This is a genomic window from Suttonella sp. R2A3, from assembly GCF_021513215.1.
GTDB lineage: Bacteria > Pseudomonadota > Gammaproteobacteria > Cardiobacteriales > Cardiobacteriaceae > JAHUUI01.
The window spans coordinates 463,012-480,447 of sequence record NZ_CP090975.1 but is presented as its reverse complement, the minus strand read 5'-3'; the positions used below and the strand labels follow the sequence as shown (position 1 = coordinate 480,447).

Annotated in this window: 14 protein-coding genes; all 14 read left to right on the top strand. The window is 49.4% G+C overall.

What is annotated here, in order from left to right; translation table 11 throughout:
• Genes L0B52_RS02340 through L0B52_RS02275 form a run of 14 tightly spaced genes read left to right on the top strand, consistent with a single transcriptional unit; the run spans position 1 to position 17,298 of the window.
• Entirely contained in the window at positions 1-678 is a 678-nt protein-coding gene (locus tag L0B52_RS02340; protein WP_235064934.1) for a TIGR04211 family SH3 domain-containing protein, read from the top strand.
• Positions 679-694: 16 nt separating this feature from the next.
• Positions 695-1,750 (top strand): class I fructose-bisphosphate aldolase, encoded by a 1,056-nt coding sequence (locus L0B52_RS02335; RefSeq protein WP_409202309.1) that lies wholly within the window; start codon positions 695-697, stop codon positions 1,748-1,750.
• 47 nt (positions 1,751-1,797) lie between these two features.
• A complete protein-coding gene (lgt, locus tag L0B52_RS02330; RefSeq protein WP_235064932.1) occupies positions 1,798-2,586 on the top strand; it encodes a prolipoprotein diacylglyceryl transferase in 789 nt (262 codons plus the stop codon).
• Positions 2,570-3,346: a thymidylate synthase gene (locus L0B52_RS02325; RefSeq protein WP_235064931.1), complete on the top strand. Its 777-nt coding sequence runs from the start codon at positions 2,570-2,572 to the stop codon at positions 3,344-3,346. Before lgt ends, L0B52_RS02325 begins: the two co-directional genes overlap by 17 nt.
• Positions 3,347-3,359: 13 nt before the next feature.
• Complete coding sequence (gene mrcB / locus L0B52_RS02320) at positions 3,360-5,753, top strand: penicillin-binding protein 1B (RefSeq protein ID WP_235064930.1); 2,394 nt, start codon at positions 3,360-3,362, stop codon at positions 5,751-5,753.
• 51 nt (positions 5,754-5,804) lie between these two features.
• Complete coding sequence (locus L0B52_RS02315; RefSeq protein ID WP_235064929.1) at positions 5,805-6,725, top strand: tetratricopeptide repeat protein; 921 nt, start codon at positions 5,805-5,807, stop codon at positions 6,723-6,725.
• 56 nt (positions 6,726-6,781) lie between these two features.
• Entirely contained in the window at positions 6,782-8,707 is a 1,926-nt protein-coding gene (locus L0B52_RS02310; protein ID WP_235064928.1) for an ATP-dependent DNA helicase, read from the top strand.
• Between the two features lies 1 nt (position 8,708).
• Entirely contained in the window at positions 8,709-9,377 is a 669-nt protein-coding gene (gene tsaB, locus L0B52_RS02305; protein WP_235064927.1) for a tRNA (adenosine(37)-N6)-threonylcarbamoyltransferase complex dimerization subunit type 1 TsaB, read from the top strand.
• Positions 9,374-9,775 (top strand): thioesterase family protein, encoded by a 402-nt coding sequence (locus L0B52_RS02300; RefSeq protein WP_235064926.1) that lies wholly within the window; start codon positions 9,374-9,376, stop codon positions 9,773-9,775. Before tsaB ends, L0B52_RS02300 begins: the two co-directional genes overlap by 4 nt.
• Positions 9,765-11,282, top strand: a complete 1,518-nt coding sequence (locus L0B52_RS02295; RefSeq protein ID WP_235064925.1) for a GTPase — start codon at positions 9,765-9,767, stop codon at positions 11,280-11,282. Before L0B52_RS02300 ends, L0B52_RS02295 begins: the two co-directional genes overlap by 11 nt.
• Complete coding sequence (locus tag L0B52_RS02290; protein ID WP_235064924.1) at positions 11,209-12,546, top strand: GTP-binding protein; 1,338 nt, start codon at positions 11,209-11,211, stop codon at positions 12,544-12,546. Before L0B52_RS02295 ends, L0B52_RS02290 begins: the two co-directional genes overlap by 74 nt.
• The gene (gene tldD, locus L0B52_RS02285) at positions 12,539-13,963 is read left to right on the top strand and encodes a metalloprotease TldD (protein ID WP_235064923.1); all 1,425 of its coding nucleotides are present in this window, start codon (positions 12,539-12,541) and stop codon (positions 13,961-13,963) included. Before L0B52_RS02290 ends, tldD begins: the two co-directional genes overlap by 8 nt.
• A complete protein-coding gene (locus L0B52_RS02280) occupies positions 13,960-15,309 on the top strand; it encodes a TldD/PmbA family protein (protein WP_235064922.1) in 1,350 nt (449 codons plus the stop codon). Before tldD ends, L0B52_RS02280 begins: the two co-directional genes overlap by 4 nt.
• Entirely contained in the window at positions 15,310-17,298 is a 1,989-nt protein-coding gene (locus tag L0B52_RS02275) for a DUF3488 and transglutaminase-like domain-containing protein (RefSeq protein WP_235064921.1), read from the top strand.
• Positions 17,299-17,436 lie beyond the last annotated feature (138 nt).

Below are 17,436 nucleotides of genomic sequence, written 5' to 3'. Positions count from 1 at the left end.
ATGACGATAAAAAGCTTAAGTCTGCTGGCGTTATTCGTTGGCTGTAGTGCACTGGCCCAAGAGGCTGAGCAATCTTGGATTAGTGATGATTTACGCACCGCGGTTCATGAAGAAGCGTCTGCCAATGCTGGCTTTAAAGGAACGGTAATGGCTGGTGAGGCGGTTGAGGTTTTGCAGCTAAGCCCTGATGGCGAATTTGCTGAGATTCAAACTGACGATATTCGTGGTTGGGTGCGCGCACGCTATATTATGGATGCGCCGAGTTTTCGGGCACGTGCGCAACAAGCACAAAGTGCGCTGAATGAAGCACAAAATGAATTGAGTACGCTGCAATCAAGCCAAAGTGGTAGCACAGAAAAAATTGAGCAATTACGTCAGGCATTAACCCAGGCGCAAGGTGAAGCACAAAAAGCCAAAGAAGATTTATTGCGCCTGCAGCGGGCCTCAGAAAATGTGGTGCAAATTGATGAATTAAATAACGAATTACAAAGTAAATTGGTGCGTTTGGAACAAGAGAATATTCAACTCAATCAGCGCAATGAGCGCTTAAAAAGCACCCAGGACAGCAAACAATTAATGTTTGGTGGGGCGTTGGTTGTAGGCGGTATGCTGCTATTCTGGCTGTTGCATTTTATGGTCAATACGCAATCTCGCCGACGCACCTTCCACGATTTCTAACCTCAAGGAGTTTATGATGAGTAAGCGTATTGAAGACTATTTAGGCAATGAAGCTGAAACGCTACTAAACCATACCTGTAAAACCATCGATAAAAATGATCTTTACCTGCCAGGCGGGGATTATATTGACCGGGTTTTTAGCGAGACTGATCGTTCTCCGGCGGTGCAGCGTTCATTCCAGCAAATGCTCGATCATGGACGTTTAGGCGGTACAGGCTATTTATCGATTCTCCCTGTCGATCAGGGCGTTGAACACTCTGCGAGCGCCTCTTTTGCTGCTAACCCACGCTATTTTGATCCAAAGAACATCGTTGAACTCGCTATTGAAGGCGGTTGTAACGCAGTTGCCTCAACTGCGGGTGTGTTGGCCAGTGTGTCGCGCAAATACGCACACAAGATCCCATTTTTAGTCAAGCTTAACCACAATGAATTATTGAGTTTGCCAGCGATCCACGATCAAAACATGTTCGCAAGCGTTGAACAAGCTTTTGATATGGGCGCGATTGCGGTTGGCGCGACCATTTATTTCGGTGCGCAGGAATCGCGTCGTCAGATTATGGAAGTCAGTGAAGCGTTTGCCCGTGCGCATGAACTCGGTATGGTCACCGTTCTTTGGGCGTATACACGCAATTCAGCATTCAAACACGATGGCGTGGATTATCATACTTCTGCCGATTTAACCGGCCAAGCGAACCATTTAGCGGTGACCATTGGTGCCGATATCGTTAAACAGAAGCAAGCGACCAATAATGGCGGTTTCCGTGATATTGGCTTTGGTCAGACCGATGATCGCGTTTACAGTGAACTCACCACCGACAACCCAATTGATTTAACCCGTTATCAGTTAGTGAACTGTTATATGGGTCGCTTTGGTTTGATTAACTCAGGTGGCGCGGCTACTGGCAAAGATGATTTGGCCGAAGCAGTTCGCACCGCGGTGATTAACAAACGTGCTGGTGGTATGGGGTTGATTCTCGGGCGTAAGTGCTTTAAGAAGCCGCTTGATGAAGGTATTGAGCTATTAAATGCCGTACAAGATGTTTATCTCAACGATCAAGTCACCATCGCTTAAATACATTCGGGGCGGGTTGACCGCCCCTTTACATTCCTTGATTCACTATGCTTTATCATCCTGATATTAACCCCTATATTTTTGAACTCGGCCCGATCAAGCCAACCTGGTACGGAATGATGTATGTGATTGCGTTTGTGCTCGCGATTGTGCTCGCTAAATATCGCGCCAAACAACAGCCATTATGGACCGAAGAAACCGCTGATAAATTGGTCACCAATTATTTAGCCTTTGGCGTTATTCTTGGCGGTCGACTCGGCTATGTGTTGTTTTATGGTTTAGAATACTGGCAGCAAGACTGGCTTTATCCGTTAAAAATCTGGCAGGGCGGGATGTCGTTTCATGGCGGTTTACTTGGAGTGATTTTTGCGTGCTGGTTGTTTGCGCGCAAACAAAAAATGCACTTTTTCCAAGTCACTGATTTCTTAGCGCCACTGATTCCGGCCGGTTTATTTTTTGGCCGGATTGGTAACTTTATTAATGGCGAATTGTGGGGCAAAATCAGCGATGTGCCATGGGCGATGGTGTTTCCGACCGGTGGGCCGTACCCGCGCCATCCCTCGCAGCTCTATGAAGCAGCTTTAGAAGGATTGGTATTATTTGTCGTGCTTTGGTTGTACTCAGCCAAACCACGGGCATTAGGTCGAGTATCAGGGGGCTTTCTGTTCGGCTATGGCCTGTTCCGTGCATTGATTGAATTTGTTCGTGAACCAGATGCACACTTGTCGTATTTGGCCTGGGATTGGTTAACCATGGGGCAAATTTTGTCTTTGCCGATGATATTATTTGGTTTGTATTTATTATGGCGGCCCGTCACTCATGAAAAATTATCTTGATTTAGTCCAGGAAATTATCGATCACGGTGTGGATAAGGATGATCGCACTGGTACTGGTACGCGTTCACTTTTTGCACGTCAGCTGCGTTTTGATTTAAACGCGGGTTTTCCGTTGGTCACGACAAAAAAAGTTCATCTGAAATCGATTGTTTATGAATTATTGTGGTTTTTGCGTGGCGAGACCAATATTGCCTATCTCAAAGAGCATGGTGTGCGGATTTGGGATGAATGGGCCGATGAGCAAGGTAATTTAGGGCCGATCTATGGCAAACAGTGGCGTGATTGGGACGGCCACGATCAAATTAAATTGGTGCTAGAGCAGATTAAAACTAACCCCGATTCCAGACGAATGATTGTCAGCGCGTGGAACGTTGGCGAGCTGGAGAATATGGCGTTGATGCCGTGCCATGCGTTGTTTCAATTTTATGTGGCTGATTCACGCCTGTCTTGTCAGCTTTATCAGCGCTCGGCTGATATTTTCTTGGGCGTACCGTTTAATATTGCCAGTTATGCGCTACTCACGATGATGATGGCGCAACAAACCGGTTTAGGCGTCGGTGAGTTTATTTGGAGTGGGGGTGATGTGCACCTTTATCACAACCATTTTGAGCAAGCACATACCCAGCTGGCGCGCGATCCTAAGCCATTGCCACAGTTACGCCTCAATAAGGCGCCGGCGATCGATCAATACCGCTACGAAGACATCGAACTCATTAATTACCAACATCATCCGGTGATTTCAGCGCCGGTTGCTGTATAGAAAGGACAGACTCTTGTTAAAGCTCATCCGTAATACATTTTATTTTTTAGTTGCCTTATTTATCTTAGGCCTTGTGGTCGCTGTGGGTTATGGGATCCATCTTGATCAAAAATACGGTCTTTCTGATGAAGATCTCGGTGGTGCGCTGTGGTCGATGCCGGCGAAAGTGTATGCTCGGCCGATGGAGCTTTATCAAGGCGCTGAGATTAGCGCTGAACGCCTGGTGCGTGAGCTTGAGATACTGGGTTATCACAAAACGGATAATCCGGTTGTGCAAAATACCTATAGTGTGGGCGAGAATACGGTCACTTATTACGCGATCCCATTTGTTTTTTGGGATGGTGCGAAGCCGCCGCGTAAGATTGAAGTATCCTTTGCTAATGGCAAAGTTACCAAGATCACCAATTTAACCACTTTAGAACCGGAAGTGCTGGAAAAGCTTAATCCGCTGCGGATTGCTAATATTTATCCGAAGCACCGTGAAGACCGTATTTTAGTCGATCTTGATGATGCGCCACCGGTACTCATCGATGGGTTGATTGCGCTAGAAGACCGCTATTTCTGGCAGCATCCGGGGATTGATCCGAAAGGGATCATGCGCTCGATTTATGTCACTTTTATTAAACAAACCGGCTTTCAAGGCGCGAGTACGCTGACCCAGCAATTTGTTAAAAACCATTATTTGACCAATGAACCGACGTTGTCGCGGAAAATCAAAGAAATGCTGATGGCGATAGCGCTCGAAACCCATGCCAGTAAACAAGATATCCTTGAAGGGTATTTGAATGAAATTTATTTAGGTCAGGATGGGCAGCGCGCCATTCATGGCTTTGGTTTGGCGAGTGAATTCTTTTTTGATAAAAAGCTCAAAGAGCTAAATTTACATGAAGTCGCGATGTTGCTTGCATTAGTGCGTGAGCCAGGTGATGCAAACCCGCACCGCCATTCAGAATATGCCCTGGAGCGGCGTAATCTTGTGCTCGATGTGATGTTCGAGCGAGAGCTCATTAGCGACAAAGACTTAGAACTCGCCAAATCTCTACCGCTGGATGTGGTTGATGCGAAACAAACCACCGATCGTGTGCTCTATCCAGCGTTTGTTAATATGGTGAGCAAGCAGTTGGCGCAATATTACAGCCAGGAAGATTTAACCCGTGAGGGATTAAATATTTTCACTACTCTTGATCCGCTGATGCAGGAAGACACCCAGGAAGCGATCAGCAGCGGCTTGCCGGTATTAGAGCAACGTGAAGGGCTTAAGAGCGAATTCTTACAGAGTGCGGCAGTGGTGGTCAATAGCACCAATGGTGAGATTAATGCTTTGGTGGGTTCACGAACGCCAGGCGATTTGGGCTTTAACCGCGCCTTGTCGGCGAAACGTCAAGCGGGTTCATTGGTCAAACCGATGGTTTATTTGAGCGCCTTGGAATGGCCACAGCTCTACTCGTTAGCGAGCATGATCGATGATAGTCCGCTGAACTACGATATGGGGAATGGTACGGTATGGTCGCCGAAAAACTACAGCAAAAGAAACCATGGCCAAGTGATGCTGATCGATGGCTTGGTCAAATCGTATAATATCCCGACCGCCCGTATTGCGCTTAATTTAGGGATTAGCGATGTGGTCAGCACCATGAAACGCTTGGGTGGGCGTGATGACATCCCAACCTATCCGTCTGTGTCGCTTGGCACAGTTCATTTTACACCGATGGAAATCGCGCAAATGTATGAAACCTTGGCCAATGGTGGCTATTACACACCGCTGCGCGCGATTCGTGAAATTACCAGCCAAGACGGGGAAGTCATTCAGCGCTTTCCTTTATCAAACACCAAAGCGATTGAGCCGGGCCCGCATTACTTGATCACCAAAGCGATGCAAGAAATTCCGCGTCGCGGTACCGCACGTTCGATGAGTAGTAAAATCGATCCTTCGTTGAATATTGCCGGGAAAACTGGTACCACGGATAACTATCGCGATAGCTGGTTTGCCGGTTATAGCGGGAATGTATTGAGCGTGGTTTGGGTAGGTAACGATCAAAACAAACCTACTAAACTTAGCGGCAGCAGCGGCGCGCTGCGGGTGTGGATGGACGTGATGAAAAACATGCCGTTAAAACCCTTGAATGTGGCGAAACCTGGCGGGATTGTCGAGTATGATATCGATCCACAAACCGGGTTGCGGGCAGGGCGTGGATGTACCGGTGATCGTTTGATAACTTTACCGTTTATTGCCGGATCACAGCCGCAGGATTACACCAGCTGTGTGAGGTTAAACCCCGAGATCACTGAGCCTGAAAGCGGTGGTGCGTCGCCTTATTATCAGATGCAGACGAATCCAATGTTCCAAACACCAGGGAATACAAATACCAATCCGTCGGGAAATACTTCAGGTTGGTTTGGTAATTAGAGAGAATACCGGTAAAATAACGAACAAGTGTATTCAATGTGGAGTGGGTTAATGAATAAATTTAGTCTTAGCGCGATTGCGGCAGCCTTGGTATTGAGCGGTTGTAGCTCAATGATGTATGGCGACTCAGTCGCACCAATCGTTAGTTTAAATACATCGGTTGGGCAACAGCAAATGCTACAACCACAAAATACGCCTGCCGAACCGACTGGCGGTTATCGTGGACAAGTCGCTAATACGACCCAACAAGCCAATACTGCTAGCGCACAATCGTTTACTCAGCCGGTAAATGCGCAAAATACGCCATTAGTCCCACAACAGAATATTTCACCGTACCAGCCAGTACAAAACAACCAAACGGCGAATAATGATGATGGCTGGTCTGTGACGCCTGGCAAAAATGGATTAGAACAAAATACACAAACAGCGCAAGCTGAAGCGGAAAAACCTCAAGAAAATCGACCACAGGCTGTTCGCCCACAAATGGCTAATGAATCAACTGGACCCAAGCCAAGTGAGCCAAAACCTGAGACCGCAGAGAATAAGCCTCAAGAGCCGTCAAGCAATCAGACGCCAGCAGAGAATAAGCCTCAGGGAAGTAATGAACAAGTTGCCAGCGTGACCCAACCTTCAGAGCCGCAACAACCACCAGCTGAGGAAGATGCTGTATCAACGCTGTTGAAAAAGGCGTCTGCTTCCTTAGGTAAAGGCGATTACGATGGCGCGGCAGCGTATTTAGAAAATGCGCAGCGTATTGAACCGCAGAACGCGAAGATCCTGTATGACATCGCCAACATCCGCTATCACCAAAAACGCTATCGCGAGGCTGAATCCTTTGCTAGCCGCGCGGTGCAAGTCGGTGGTGGTAATAGCACAATGAAGAAAACGTGGGCATTGATTGCCAATGCACGCAAATCATTAGGCGATAACCAAGGGGCGATTACAGCAGCAGAAAAAGCTGCGTCACTGTAAATTGCTCAACCACTTTGAGTAAACACTCCGCTTCGTTATTTGCACATAACGGAGCGTTGGCCCAGGCTGTAGAAGGGTATCAGCTGCGTGAATCGCAAAAAACGCTCGCTGAAGCCATCGATCAAGCCCTTGATGAACAAACCTTATTACTCGCTGAAGCCGGCACGGGTATCGGTAAAACCTTTGCCTACTTGTTGCCAGCTTTGTTGAGTGCGCAAAAGGTTCTCGTTTCAACAGCCACAAAAAATCTTCAAGAACAAATCTATACCCGTGATTTACCGCTGGTGCGTCAAGTATTGCGTAAGGCGTGTAAAACAGCGCTGCTAAAAGGGCGGCGTAATTATTTTTGTCATCATCACCACGAGCAGCTTGAGCAATCTCCACCAGCGAACGCGGAAGAAAAGTTTTACCGTAATCATATCAACCAGTTTTTAGCGCGAACTACGGATGGTGATTTAGCCGGACTAAGCGAGATTCCTGAAGACGCGCTGATTCGTGATGCGATCTCCAGCACAGCAGATAATTGCTTGGGTAGAGAATGTGCATTTTTTGAAGAATGTTTTTTACAAAAAGCGCGTCAAAAAGCCAAAGAAGCTGATGTGGTGGTGGTCAATCACCACTTGTTGCTCGCGGATTTTGCGTTAAAGAGCGAGGGTTTTGCCGAAATCTTACCCGATATCGACGCCTTTATTATCGATGAAGCACACCATTTGCCGGCAACTGCGGTGCAATTTCTTGCCAAACGCCTGTCGTATCGACAATTGGTGTTACTGTGTCAAGACGCTGAGGCAGCGCTGATTGATGAAGCCCCTGATGCCCTTGATGCACGTAACGCGATCAAAGCGTTGCGTAAAGCGGGCAGAGACGCGTTACTGAGCGTGAGTACTCATGGTGAAGCACGTTTTGACATGCAGGATTTGCAGTCCTTGACCCCATTCTGGCAGGCGCTTGATACACTCATGGTTGCGCTTAGTGAGGTGGAACGGGCTTTGGCTAAACATCGTGAGCGGGGTAAGTTGCTTAATAATGTTGCCGAGCGTGTGGATAGCATGCTGCTTACGTTGCACAATTTTATTCATAAGAAACCAACTGTGCAAAGCGAGCCGGAAGGTGATGCTGATGCGCCGCAACAAGCGGCACCGGAAGCGCGTTGGCTTGATACCAGCGATAAAGGCTTTATGCTCTGCGCGGCACCGGTTAATGCCGCTGGTCGGTTTGCTGGCTGGGTTCGCCAGAGCGAGGCGAGCTGGATATTTTTATCGGCAACACTTGCCGTCGGTGGCGATTTTAGTCATTTTATTCGCGAAATGGGCCTGCCGAATGATGTGCAAACGCTATTACTCGATAGTCCCTTTGATTATCGTAAGCAGTCGCTGCTCTATCATCCCAGTGATTTGCCCGACCCCAATAACCCGAATTACACCGAAGCTGTGTTAGATGCTGTATTGCCGGTGATTGAGCGTAGTGGTGGCCGTGCATTTTTACTGTTCACCAGTTACCGCGCACTGTATGCTGCCGAACGTTATCTCTTTAGCCACGATTTTCATTTATTGGTTCAAGGTAAGGCGCCAAAAGGGCAATTACTGGAAGACTTCCGCCAACACAAACGTGCGGTATTACTCGGTACATCGAGCTTTTGGGAAGGCGTTGATGTGCGAGGCGATGCGTTGGTTGTGGTGGTGATTGATAAATTGCCGTTTGCGGCACCGAATGATCCGATCAGTAAAGCGCGTCAGCAAATGCTTAAAGATAAAGGCTTGTCGCCGTTTATGCACGATGTGTTGCCGCAGGCGGTGATCTCGCTCAAGCAAGGGGTAGGCCGCTTGATTCGTGACCAGCACGATTATGGGGTGATGGTGATCGCTGATCCGCGTTTGACCAGCAAAGGGTATGGCAAAATCTTTCTCGATAGCTTGCCGCGCATGACACGCACCAAGCAATTTGCTATTGTAGAGCGCTTTTTCAACCATCACGAATCTTGATATGACCTGTATCCCTAATCCACCCTTACTCGCTATCGATACCGCGACGCCCGCGTGCTCGGTAGCGCTACTTCATCAAGATGGCAGCCGTCAGCAAAAATTTGAACAAGATGCACGCAAGCATACCCAGCTGCTGTTACCGATGACGCGTGATTTACTCGATGACGCACAACTTAGCATGGACGATATTGCAGGGATTGTGGTCAGCGCGGGACCGGGGGCATTTACCGGTTTGCGTGTTGGCGCTGCGGTTGCTATGGGGATTGGTTGTGCGCAAGATATGGCGTTATCTGCAGTATCAAGTTTAGCCCTGCTGGCTGCCACTGCGGCACGAACTCATGGTGATGGGCGAATTCTGGCACTTCTCGATGCGCGGATGGGGCAGGTTTATGCCGGTTTGTATGATTGTCAGCAGGGACATATTGCCACACTGGGTGAAGACTGTTTGGCAACGATCGAGGATTTGCCTCAATCGTGGTTTGCACAAGCTGACTATGCTGCTGGCGCTGGTTGCCTATACGCTGAACAATTTCCTGAATCACTCACCACCTATGAAGACGTATTGCCGCAAGCGATTGACGGGTTTGATTTATTGTTAGATGCTAAGTGGCAAAGTGCGTGGCAAGGCGTACAATTACGCTATCTTCGTAACGATGTGGTGCAAAAATGAGTCACTTTTCTACCACGCTAACGGTACGCGTTGGGGATATCAATTTTGGTGGCCATGTTGGTCACGACCGTTTGATTGCGCTGCTTCACCATGCGCGTCATGCGTTTTTGCGATCTTTTGGCTATAGCGAGCTCGATTGCGGTGGCGTGGCGTTGATTATGCGACGTATTGAAGTCGATTATCTAGCCGAACTTTTTCTAGATGACGCGATCGAAATTGCCGTCTGGGCAGATGATTTTCGCAATAAGCGATTTTGTTTGCACTACCGTGTGTCAAAAGGTGAGAAAGTCGCTGCCAAGGCGCAAACTGTCATGGTGAGTTTTGATTATCAGGCGCGACAAGTCGCTGCCTTGCCCGAGATCGTAGTTGAACGGTTAGGATCAAGTAATGAGTGCTGATAAAAAGAACACATCGATTGATAGCGTTAGCCTGTTGCGTAAGGTTTTTATCCTGTTAACCGTGTTGATTGTACTCGCGGTATTGCTGCTGATTTTTCAGTTTACCGATGTGGCGTTTCGGGTGTGGGATCGCTTACAAAATACCCCGAGTGGGTTTTTATTGGTCTATGTGCTGGGGGTGATTGTCATTGCCACCTTGGGCATTTTGTTGATTTATCGAATATGGACGGTTGGGCGCCGCAAACCGACTAAAAAAGCATCACCTGAACCACTACGCGTTGAAGACGTACAAGCGCGCTTAGAAGACGCGCGTAGTAAAGGGATTGACGTGCATACAGTCGATCAAGATTTAGCCGCGGTTAGCGATAAGAGCGAACCTAGGGAACTACAAATCGCACTTTTTGGCAAGATCAGTACCGGTAAAAGTTCGCTCATTCAAACCATTTTGCCGCAGGCGCATATTGATATCTCGATTATTGGCGGCTCGACAACCCGGGTGGAACGCTATAGCTACACCGCTGATAGTGGGCTGGATTTAACGCTCTATGATATGCCGGGTACGCAACAAGCTGAAGCGCTGCCGAGTATGGAAGCCGAAGTTCTTGAGGCGACGCGCCGCGTGCATGTGGTGCTTTATATCCTCGACCAAGACCTGACTGCTTCTGATCTCAGCGCTATCAAACAACTCATAGGCTTTGCTAAACCGCTGATCGTGGTGCTCAATAAAAGCGGGCAATACGAAGATGATGAGCTTGTGCAGTTACGTGAGCGGATTGTCTCACGACTTCCTGAGGGGACAATGTTGGTGACCAGCGATAGTGCGTATCGCCGCGAAGTAACCATTCGTGGATCTGATGGCGATGCCCGTCAGGAAACGCGCTTGGTCGGTGGCGAGATCGATGAATTACTCAGCGCTTTATCAAACCTCGGTGAGCAACGGGCAGAATTAGGTGAGCAACAACGTCATGCCTTGTTGTCACTGGCTGATGAGTCGCTCAAGCAACGGGTAGGCAAGTATCGGCGTGAACGTGGTGAAGCAATGGTCAAAGCGTATGCGCGCAAAGCGATGCTTGGTGGTGTGGCTGCGGTTGGCCCGGGCACTGATGTGATTATCCAAGGCTATTTAGGCGTCGATATGATGAAATCATTGACCAAGCTTTATGATGTGTCGGTCAAAGACGTTGATTTGCACGCCTTAGTTGAAACAGCGAGCAGTAAGGTACGCTCTCACCTGACAGTGATTTTGGCTTTGGCCGGTAATGTGTGTAAAGCGTTTCCAGGGTTAGGTACTGTGCTTGGCGGCGCCTCACATGCCGTAGCCTATGGATTGGTTTTTGAAAGTTTGGGTCGTGCCACACTCACCACCTTGGAATCATCACACGAAGATTTTAGCGATACAAACATCATGCAACATTTTGAGGAACAGCTTCATCATGATTTGGAACAGCGGGCGAAGAAACTCATCACCACCGCCATCAGCGGACGATCCGAGCGCGGATCATCTTGAGCAGGCGCAAACCACGCTGCAATCGCTGCTTGATGATAAACGCTTAGATCACGCAGCCAAAGCTAGACTCAGTGAAGATTATGCACAATTACAACGCCTGCTCGATAAAATCGAGCAGGGGCATGTTTATGTGGCGGTTTTTGGTCGGGTTAGCGTGGGTAAATCGGCGCTGCTTAATGCATTGGCTGGTGAGCAGGTGTTCGCCACGTCGGTATTACACGGCGAAACCAAACACAGCGCGCAAACCTTATGGCAGGAATACGACAGTGGTGGGGTGTATTTACTCGATACTCCAGGGATTGATGAGATCAACGGTGAAGAGCGCAGCGAAATTGCCGAACAAGTAGCTCGCCAAGCCGATGTGATGATTTTTGTCGTCGATGGCGATATGACAGAGATTGAATACGACGCACTATTTAACCTCGCCAGCCCGCAACAGCCAATGTTGTTGGTACTTAATAAAGTCGATCGCTTGGGTGAGCGAGAAACCAAGCGCTTGCTCGCACATTTGCAGCGTCGTGTTGATGGGATCGTTCCAGCTGAACATGTGCTCGCAGCCAGTGCTGAACCAGATAAAGTGTTGGAATATCAAGAAGACGCACAAGGTAATGAGCAAGAAGTGTGGGCTCAACCCGAGCCGGATGTTAAAGCGCTGCGCGATACGCTGTGGCAGTTATTAAAGGCCTCGGGTAAAAGTTATGCGGCGCTTAATGCCAGTGTGTTTGCCGATCAACTCTCACAAAAAGTCGGTGCAGAAATTATCGCCACCCGACGCGATATCGCCGAGCGCCTTATTCGTCAGTATGCACTGATTAAAGCGCTCGGGGTGGCGGTGAATCCCATCCCCGTGGTCGATTTGCTCGCTATTGCCGCAGATGCCTCGATGGTGGTGCATCTCTCAAAAGTCTATAACATTCCGCTGACCCGTCACCAAGCAGGTGAATTGATTCGGGCGATTACCGTGCAAATGGGCGTGTTATTAGGCACAGTCTATGGTGTACATGCATTATCCTCGGTGTTAAAAGGTTTAACGGGTGGTCTGTCGACCATACTGACTGCCGGTGCGCAAGCTGGCGTGGCGTTTTACGGCAGTTATGTCGTTGGGAAAGCGGCCGAGCGCTATTTTGAGCAAGGTGCTTCTTGGGGTAAGCATGGGGCGAAACAAGTGATTAAACAAATCATGGATGATCTGAACAAAGACGAGCTGGTCGAACAAGCACGATCATCGGTGAAAGATTATTTTAGGAAAGGTAAAGATGAGTGAGTTATGGATTGCTGATACAGCGCTGAGCCTAGACGATATCAGTGTGGGTATCGCAAAACTGTCGTTTCGTGGGATCGATGATGCCGATGTGTTTATTCAGCGCGCGCGCCAGGAAACGTGGGCATTGAATGAGGGCAAGGTCAAGACGGCCGATTATTCGGCATCAGCCGGTTTGGGTGTGCGTGCCTTATCGGGTGAGCAAACGGGGTTTGCTTACGCTGATGGTTTAACTCCTGTGTTACTTGATGATGCGGTAGCAGCGGCTAGAGCGATTGCGCGCCATGGACAGAGCGTGACCCATGCGGTTCATGCGCAAGCACAAACGGCTGCTGCACTCTATCCTGCGCTTGACCCACTGGCGCAATGGACAGCTGAGCAAAAAGTGGCGTTGCTGCATCGCGCCGATGAATATGCCCGACGTCGCGATTCAGGTGTGGTTGATGTCAGCGTATCACTTTCAGGCAGCTATGAAGAGATGCTGGTGATGGGGCTAGACGGTCGATTTGCCACCGATCTTCGTCCATTGGTGCGCTTTAACGTCAGTGTGGTGATTGAGCGTAATGGTCGGCGCGAAAGCGGCTTTAGTGGTGGCGGTGGTCGCGATGGCTATGCGTGCTTTTTCAGCGATGAGCAAGTGTTGGCGTATGTTGATGAGGCGCTCACACAAGCGCAGTTAAATCATCAAGCGGTTGCTGCACCGGCTGGACAAATGCCGGTAGTGTTAGGCAATGGTTGGCCGGGTATTTTATTGCATGAAGCGGTAGGTCATGGCTTGGAAGGCGATTTTAACCGCAAAAAAACTTCAGTCTTTAGCGGCAAAATTGGCGAGCAAGTATGCTCACCGCTATGTAGCGTAATTGATGATGGTACGCTTGCTGGACGCCGTGGTTCACTAAGCGTTGATGATGAAGGAACGCCGAGTGCGCATAATGTGTTGATTGAAAATGGGGTACTCAAAGGCTATATGCAAGATCGCCTCAATGCGCGTTTGATGGGCACCTCACTCACTGGTAATGGTCGACGCGAAAGTTATGCCCATCTGCCAATGCCGCGTATGACTAACACCTACCTTGCCGCGGGTCATCATCATCGTGAGGAGATGATTGAAAGTGTGACGCGTGGGATCTATGCCGAAACGTTTGGTGGTGGACAGGTGGATATCACTAATGGACAGTTCGTTTTTGCTGCCACTCAGGCGTATTTGATTGAAAATGGCAAGCTAACGACGCCGGTTAAAGGGGTAACCTTGATTGGTAGCGGACTGCAGGCGATGCAAGCCGTGTCTATGGTTGGTGATGACCTTGCCTTTGATAGTGGGATTGGTGTGTGTGGCAAACAGGGGCAAAGTGTCCCCGTCGGTGTGGGGCAGCCGAGCGTCAAAATAGATGAATTAACCGTAGGTGGGACCGCATTATGATCTTACGTGATAAACAAACGTTGTTTGATGCTGCCCAGTGGGCGTTAGAATGCGCCAAACGTTGTGGTGCGGATCAGGCAAGGGTATCTATTGGCGAGCAAAGTGGGCTGAGCGTTGATTGTCGAGATCATCAATTAGAAACGCTGACTCGAGAAAGCGATATCAATGTATCGCTGAATGTGTTGCGCGCAGGGTGTGCCGGTAGTGCACAAATCAGTGATTTATCGTTTTCAGCCATTGAACAAGCCGCTTCTGCGGCGTGTGCGGCGAGCCACTACAGTGAAGCAGATGATGATTTGCGTCTGCCCGATCCTGAGCAATACAGCACGATGAGTGACGCTGATATTGAGATGCTTGATGTATATGACCCCAGCACGAATGATGTGGGTATGGAAGCACTCCTTGCTCAGGCACAAGCTTGTGAGGCTGCAGCGCGCAGCGATCGGCGAATCATCAACAGCGATGGCGCGAGCGCTACTGCAGCGCGACAGCAAGGTGTGTATGCCACCAGTAATGGTTTTATGCGGCATTTGCTCAGTTCACGACAAGGATTATCGGTGAGTGTGGTCGCTTCTGATGGTGGTGGGCAGCAAACCGATTACGCCTATAGCAGCACACGTCACCGTGAGGATCTTGAGTCCGCAGAAGCTATAGGTAAGCGGGCGGCTCAGGGCGCGATTGCCGCGTTAAACCCCCAAAAAATCACCAGTGGGCGTTATCCGGTGGTGCTGCGTTATGATATGGCAGCCTCACTGATCGGTCATTTGCTTGGGGCATTATCTGGTGTACAGCAATATCGGGGTTTAAGTTTTCTCACAGGCGCGTGTGGTGAGCAGATTGTGCCGTCGTGGCTGAGTATCGATGAGCAGCCTTGGCTGCCGCGCGCGCTAGCCAGTGCACCATTTGATAGCGATGGCTTGCCGGCAAGTGACGCACCGATTATTAAAGATGGCGTCATTGCACGTTACCTACTCTCGCTTTATGCTGCAAGACGCTTGAATTTGCCAGCAACTGGTAACGGTGGTGGCGCGCGTAATGTTCGTTTGTTAGCTGATGATAGGCATGTTAAAAGTTTTAACGATTTACTAGCCGATATTGAAGATGGCGTACTGATTACCAGCCTCATGGGGCAGGGCGTTAATCTCTTAACCGGCGATTATTCGCGCGGTGCAAGTGGTTTACGTATTCAACAGGGCAAAATTACCCATGCGGTTGAAGGGATTACGATCGCGGCGAACCTCAAAGACATGCTGCAAGGGATTTCTGCGATTGGCGATGACGTCGATTATCGTGGGCGTATTCACGCACCAAGCCTGCGCATTGATGCGATGACTGTGGCGCAGTAAATGATTCGCTGGGTCAGCGCACCAGCTTACGCTGAGCACATTAGCAAACGCCTGTGGTGGCAGGTGATGTTCGCCTTTGTTGCTGCATCGCTGCCGCTGTGGTGGTTTTTACCCACAGTAATGAGCGGATTATTGATTCTCGCTGTTAGCGCAAAAATGCTCGCCTTATGGTGTGGGCAACAGCGCTGGGCATGGGCTGCAATGATGCTGATTGTACCTATTGGGTTGGCGCAGATTTATCTTGACTATCCCAATCAAGGACTCACCTTTAGTTTTATTGCTTTGCTTGCGTTAACTGGCGCCGGAAAGCTGCTCGAATCGCGTAATGAACGCGATATTCAGGTGCTGTTTTTGCTTGAATTAACCCTGATGATGGCATTTTTAATGTATTCACAGGGTTTTTTGCTGTTTCTCTATTTGTTGGTCGCGCTCATCATCGCAGTAGTAGTGCTGATTCGTGTCAGTCAAAGGCGAAGTGAGGTGGTGCAGTTTGCGCGCTGGCAAGAAATGGTCAAATTATTAGGTTTGGCGCTGCCTTTTGCTATGTTGCTGTTTTTCTTCTTCCCACGCATCGATCCGCTTTGGGGTATTCCTCGCCATGAATCGCGCGCGGTTACTGGTTTGCCTGATGAAATGCAGATGGGGGATCTAGCCTCATTAGTGCAAAGCAATGAGATCGCGTTTCGTGTGCGGTTTGATGGTGAGCTACCACCACCACAAGAGCGCTATTGGCGTGGGACTGTTTTATGGTCGTTTAATGGCGAGCGTTGGTTACAGCGCGATCGTGATCTGCGTGAATCACCACCGTATTCTTATTATTGGTCAGCCAGTGAGTATACCTATACGCTGATGCCGGTAAAATCGTCGTTAAAATGGCTGCCGGCGCTCGACAGGCCGCTTGATGTGCCTCAGGGTTTAACGCGTGGTGCCGCATATCAGATTAGGCTTCCTGAAACACACAAAGGACCAGCGCGCTATCGATTAACGTCTGTGTTGGCGTATCGGGGCATTGAGCCGCTAAGCGATGTTGATCTCCGTGCGGCGCTCCAATTGCCGGAAGATCTTGAGATGGCACAAACTCGAGCCTTGGCTGAACGTCTATTGAGAGAAAGTGGACACGATGCGGGTAAGTTCGCTGAAGCGTTTACCCGCTATATCCGCAGTGAACCTTTTTATTACACCCTTGAGCCACCACCCGGGGTGGGTGATGTCGAAACCTTCTTATTTGATTGGCGGATGGGGTTTTGTGAGCATTATGCCAATGCCCTAGCTTTGGCCGCACGTAGTGTGGGTATTCCCTCTCGGGTGGTGATCGGTTATCAGGGCGGTGAGGTGAACCCGCTGAATAATGATTTTGTGGTGCGCGAAGAATCCGCTCATGCCTGGGTAGAGCTTTGGGCGGACGGGCGTGGCTGGTTTCGAGTGGATCCCACCGCAGCTGTTGCCCCAGAGCGTATCGAGAATGCCCGCTTAAGCGCTGAGAATTTTAGCGCAGGAGATGATCAGCGTGCGCTCGGCACACGCCTTGCTGATTCGCTCTCTGCCATTGCCTGGTTACGTCACGCTAGTGATGCGGCGCAAGCCTTTTGGCAGGACTGGGTGGTGGATCTCAATCGTGCGCAGCAGGGCAGTTTATTTAATGCGCTAGGGCTCGCGCAACTCACTGATGGGTTGCTGATTGTGTTTATGATGGTGCTCACCATCGGCGCTGTCGCTTTATTATGGGTGGTTTGGCAACGGCGGGCACGGTCTGACGAAGATGCGGTTGCGCGTGCGGCACGGCGAGTGCTTGCACGTTGCGCAAGGCGTGGCGAATTGGTGCTCGCGGGTGAGGAATTCAGTGAATTTTTGCGGCGGATGGCAGAAAAGCAGGAAGGGGAGCAACGTAGCAAATGGCTGCGCGCCGCACAACATTACCAAGCGTTGCGTTACCACGAGCGCGGTGACAGTACACGAGTGATTCGTGAACTCCGTCAGCTTAGGCTATAAATAAACCCATGAAAATCGCAGTAATCAATCGTTGAACACAAATCAATTATTGGCACGTCTTCGATAGAATAATCCCTATAAAGACGTTATAATACGCTGTTTTGTATCAAAGACGATGTTACGTGTTCTAAGCATCAT

Excerpts from the sequence above, each read along its gene's own strand:
- L0B52_RS02340 (WP_235064934.1), top strand. The coding sequence starts at position 1 with ATGACGATAAAAAGCTTAAGTCTGCTGGCGTTATTCGTTGGCTGTAGT.
- L0B52_RS02335 (WP_409202309.1), top strand. The coding sequence starts at position 695 with ATGAGTAAGCGTATTGAAGACTATTTAGGCAATGAAGCTGAAACGCTA.
- lgt (WP_235064932.1), top strand. The coding sequence starts at position 1,798 with ATGCTTTATCATCCTGATATTAACCCCTATATTTTTGAACTCGGCCCG.
- L0B52_RS02325 (WP_235064931.1), top strand. The coding sequence starts at position 2,570 with ATGAAAAATTATCTTGATTTAGTCCAGGAAATTATCGATCACGGTGTG.
- L0B52_RS02315 (WP_235064929.1), top strand. The coding sequence starts at position 5,805 with ATGAATAAATTTAGTCTTAGCGCGATTGCGGCAGCCTTGGTATTGAGC.
- tsaB (WP_235064927.1), top strand. The coding sequence starts at position 8,709 with ATGACCTGTATCCCTAATCCACCCTTACTCGCTATCGATACCGCGACG.
- L0B52_RS02300 (WP_235064926.1), top strand. The coding sequence starts at position 9,374 with ATGAGTCACTTTTCTACCACGCTAACGGTACGCGTTGGGGATATCAAT.
- L0B52_RS02295 (WP_235064925.1), top strand. The coding sequence starts at position 9,765 with ATGAGTGCTGATAAAAAGAACACATCGATTGATAGCGTTAGCCTGTTG.
- L0B52_RS02290 (WP_235064924.1), top strand. The coding sequence starts at position 11,209 with ATGATTTGGAACAGCGGGCGAAGAAACTCATCACCACCGCCATCAGCG.
- tldD (WP_235064923.1), top strand. The coding sequence starts at position 12,539 with ATGAGTGAGTTATGGATTGCTGATACAGCGCTGAGCCTAGACGATATC.
- L0B52_RS02280 (WP_235064922.1), top strand. The coding sequence starts at position 13,960 with ATGATCTTACGTGATAAACAAACGTTGTTTGATGCTGCCCAGTGGGCG.
- L0B52_RS02275 (WP_235064921.1), top strand. The coding sequence starts at position 15,310 with ATGATTCGCTGGGTCAGCGCACCAGCTTACGCTGAGCACATTAGCAAA.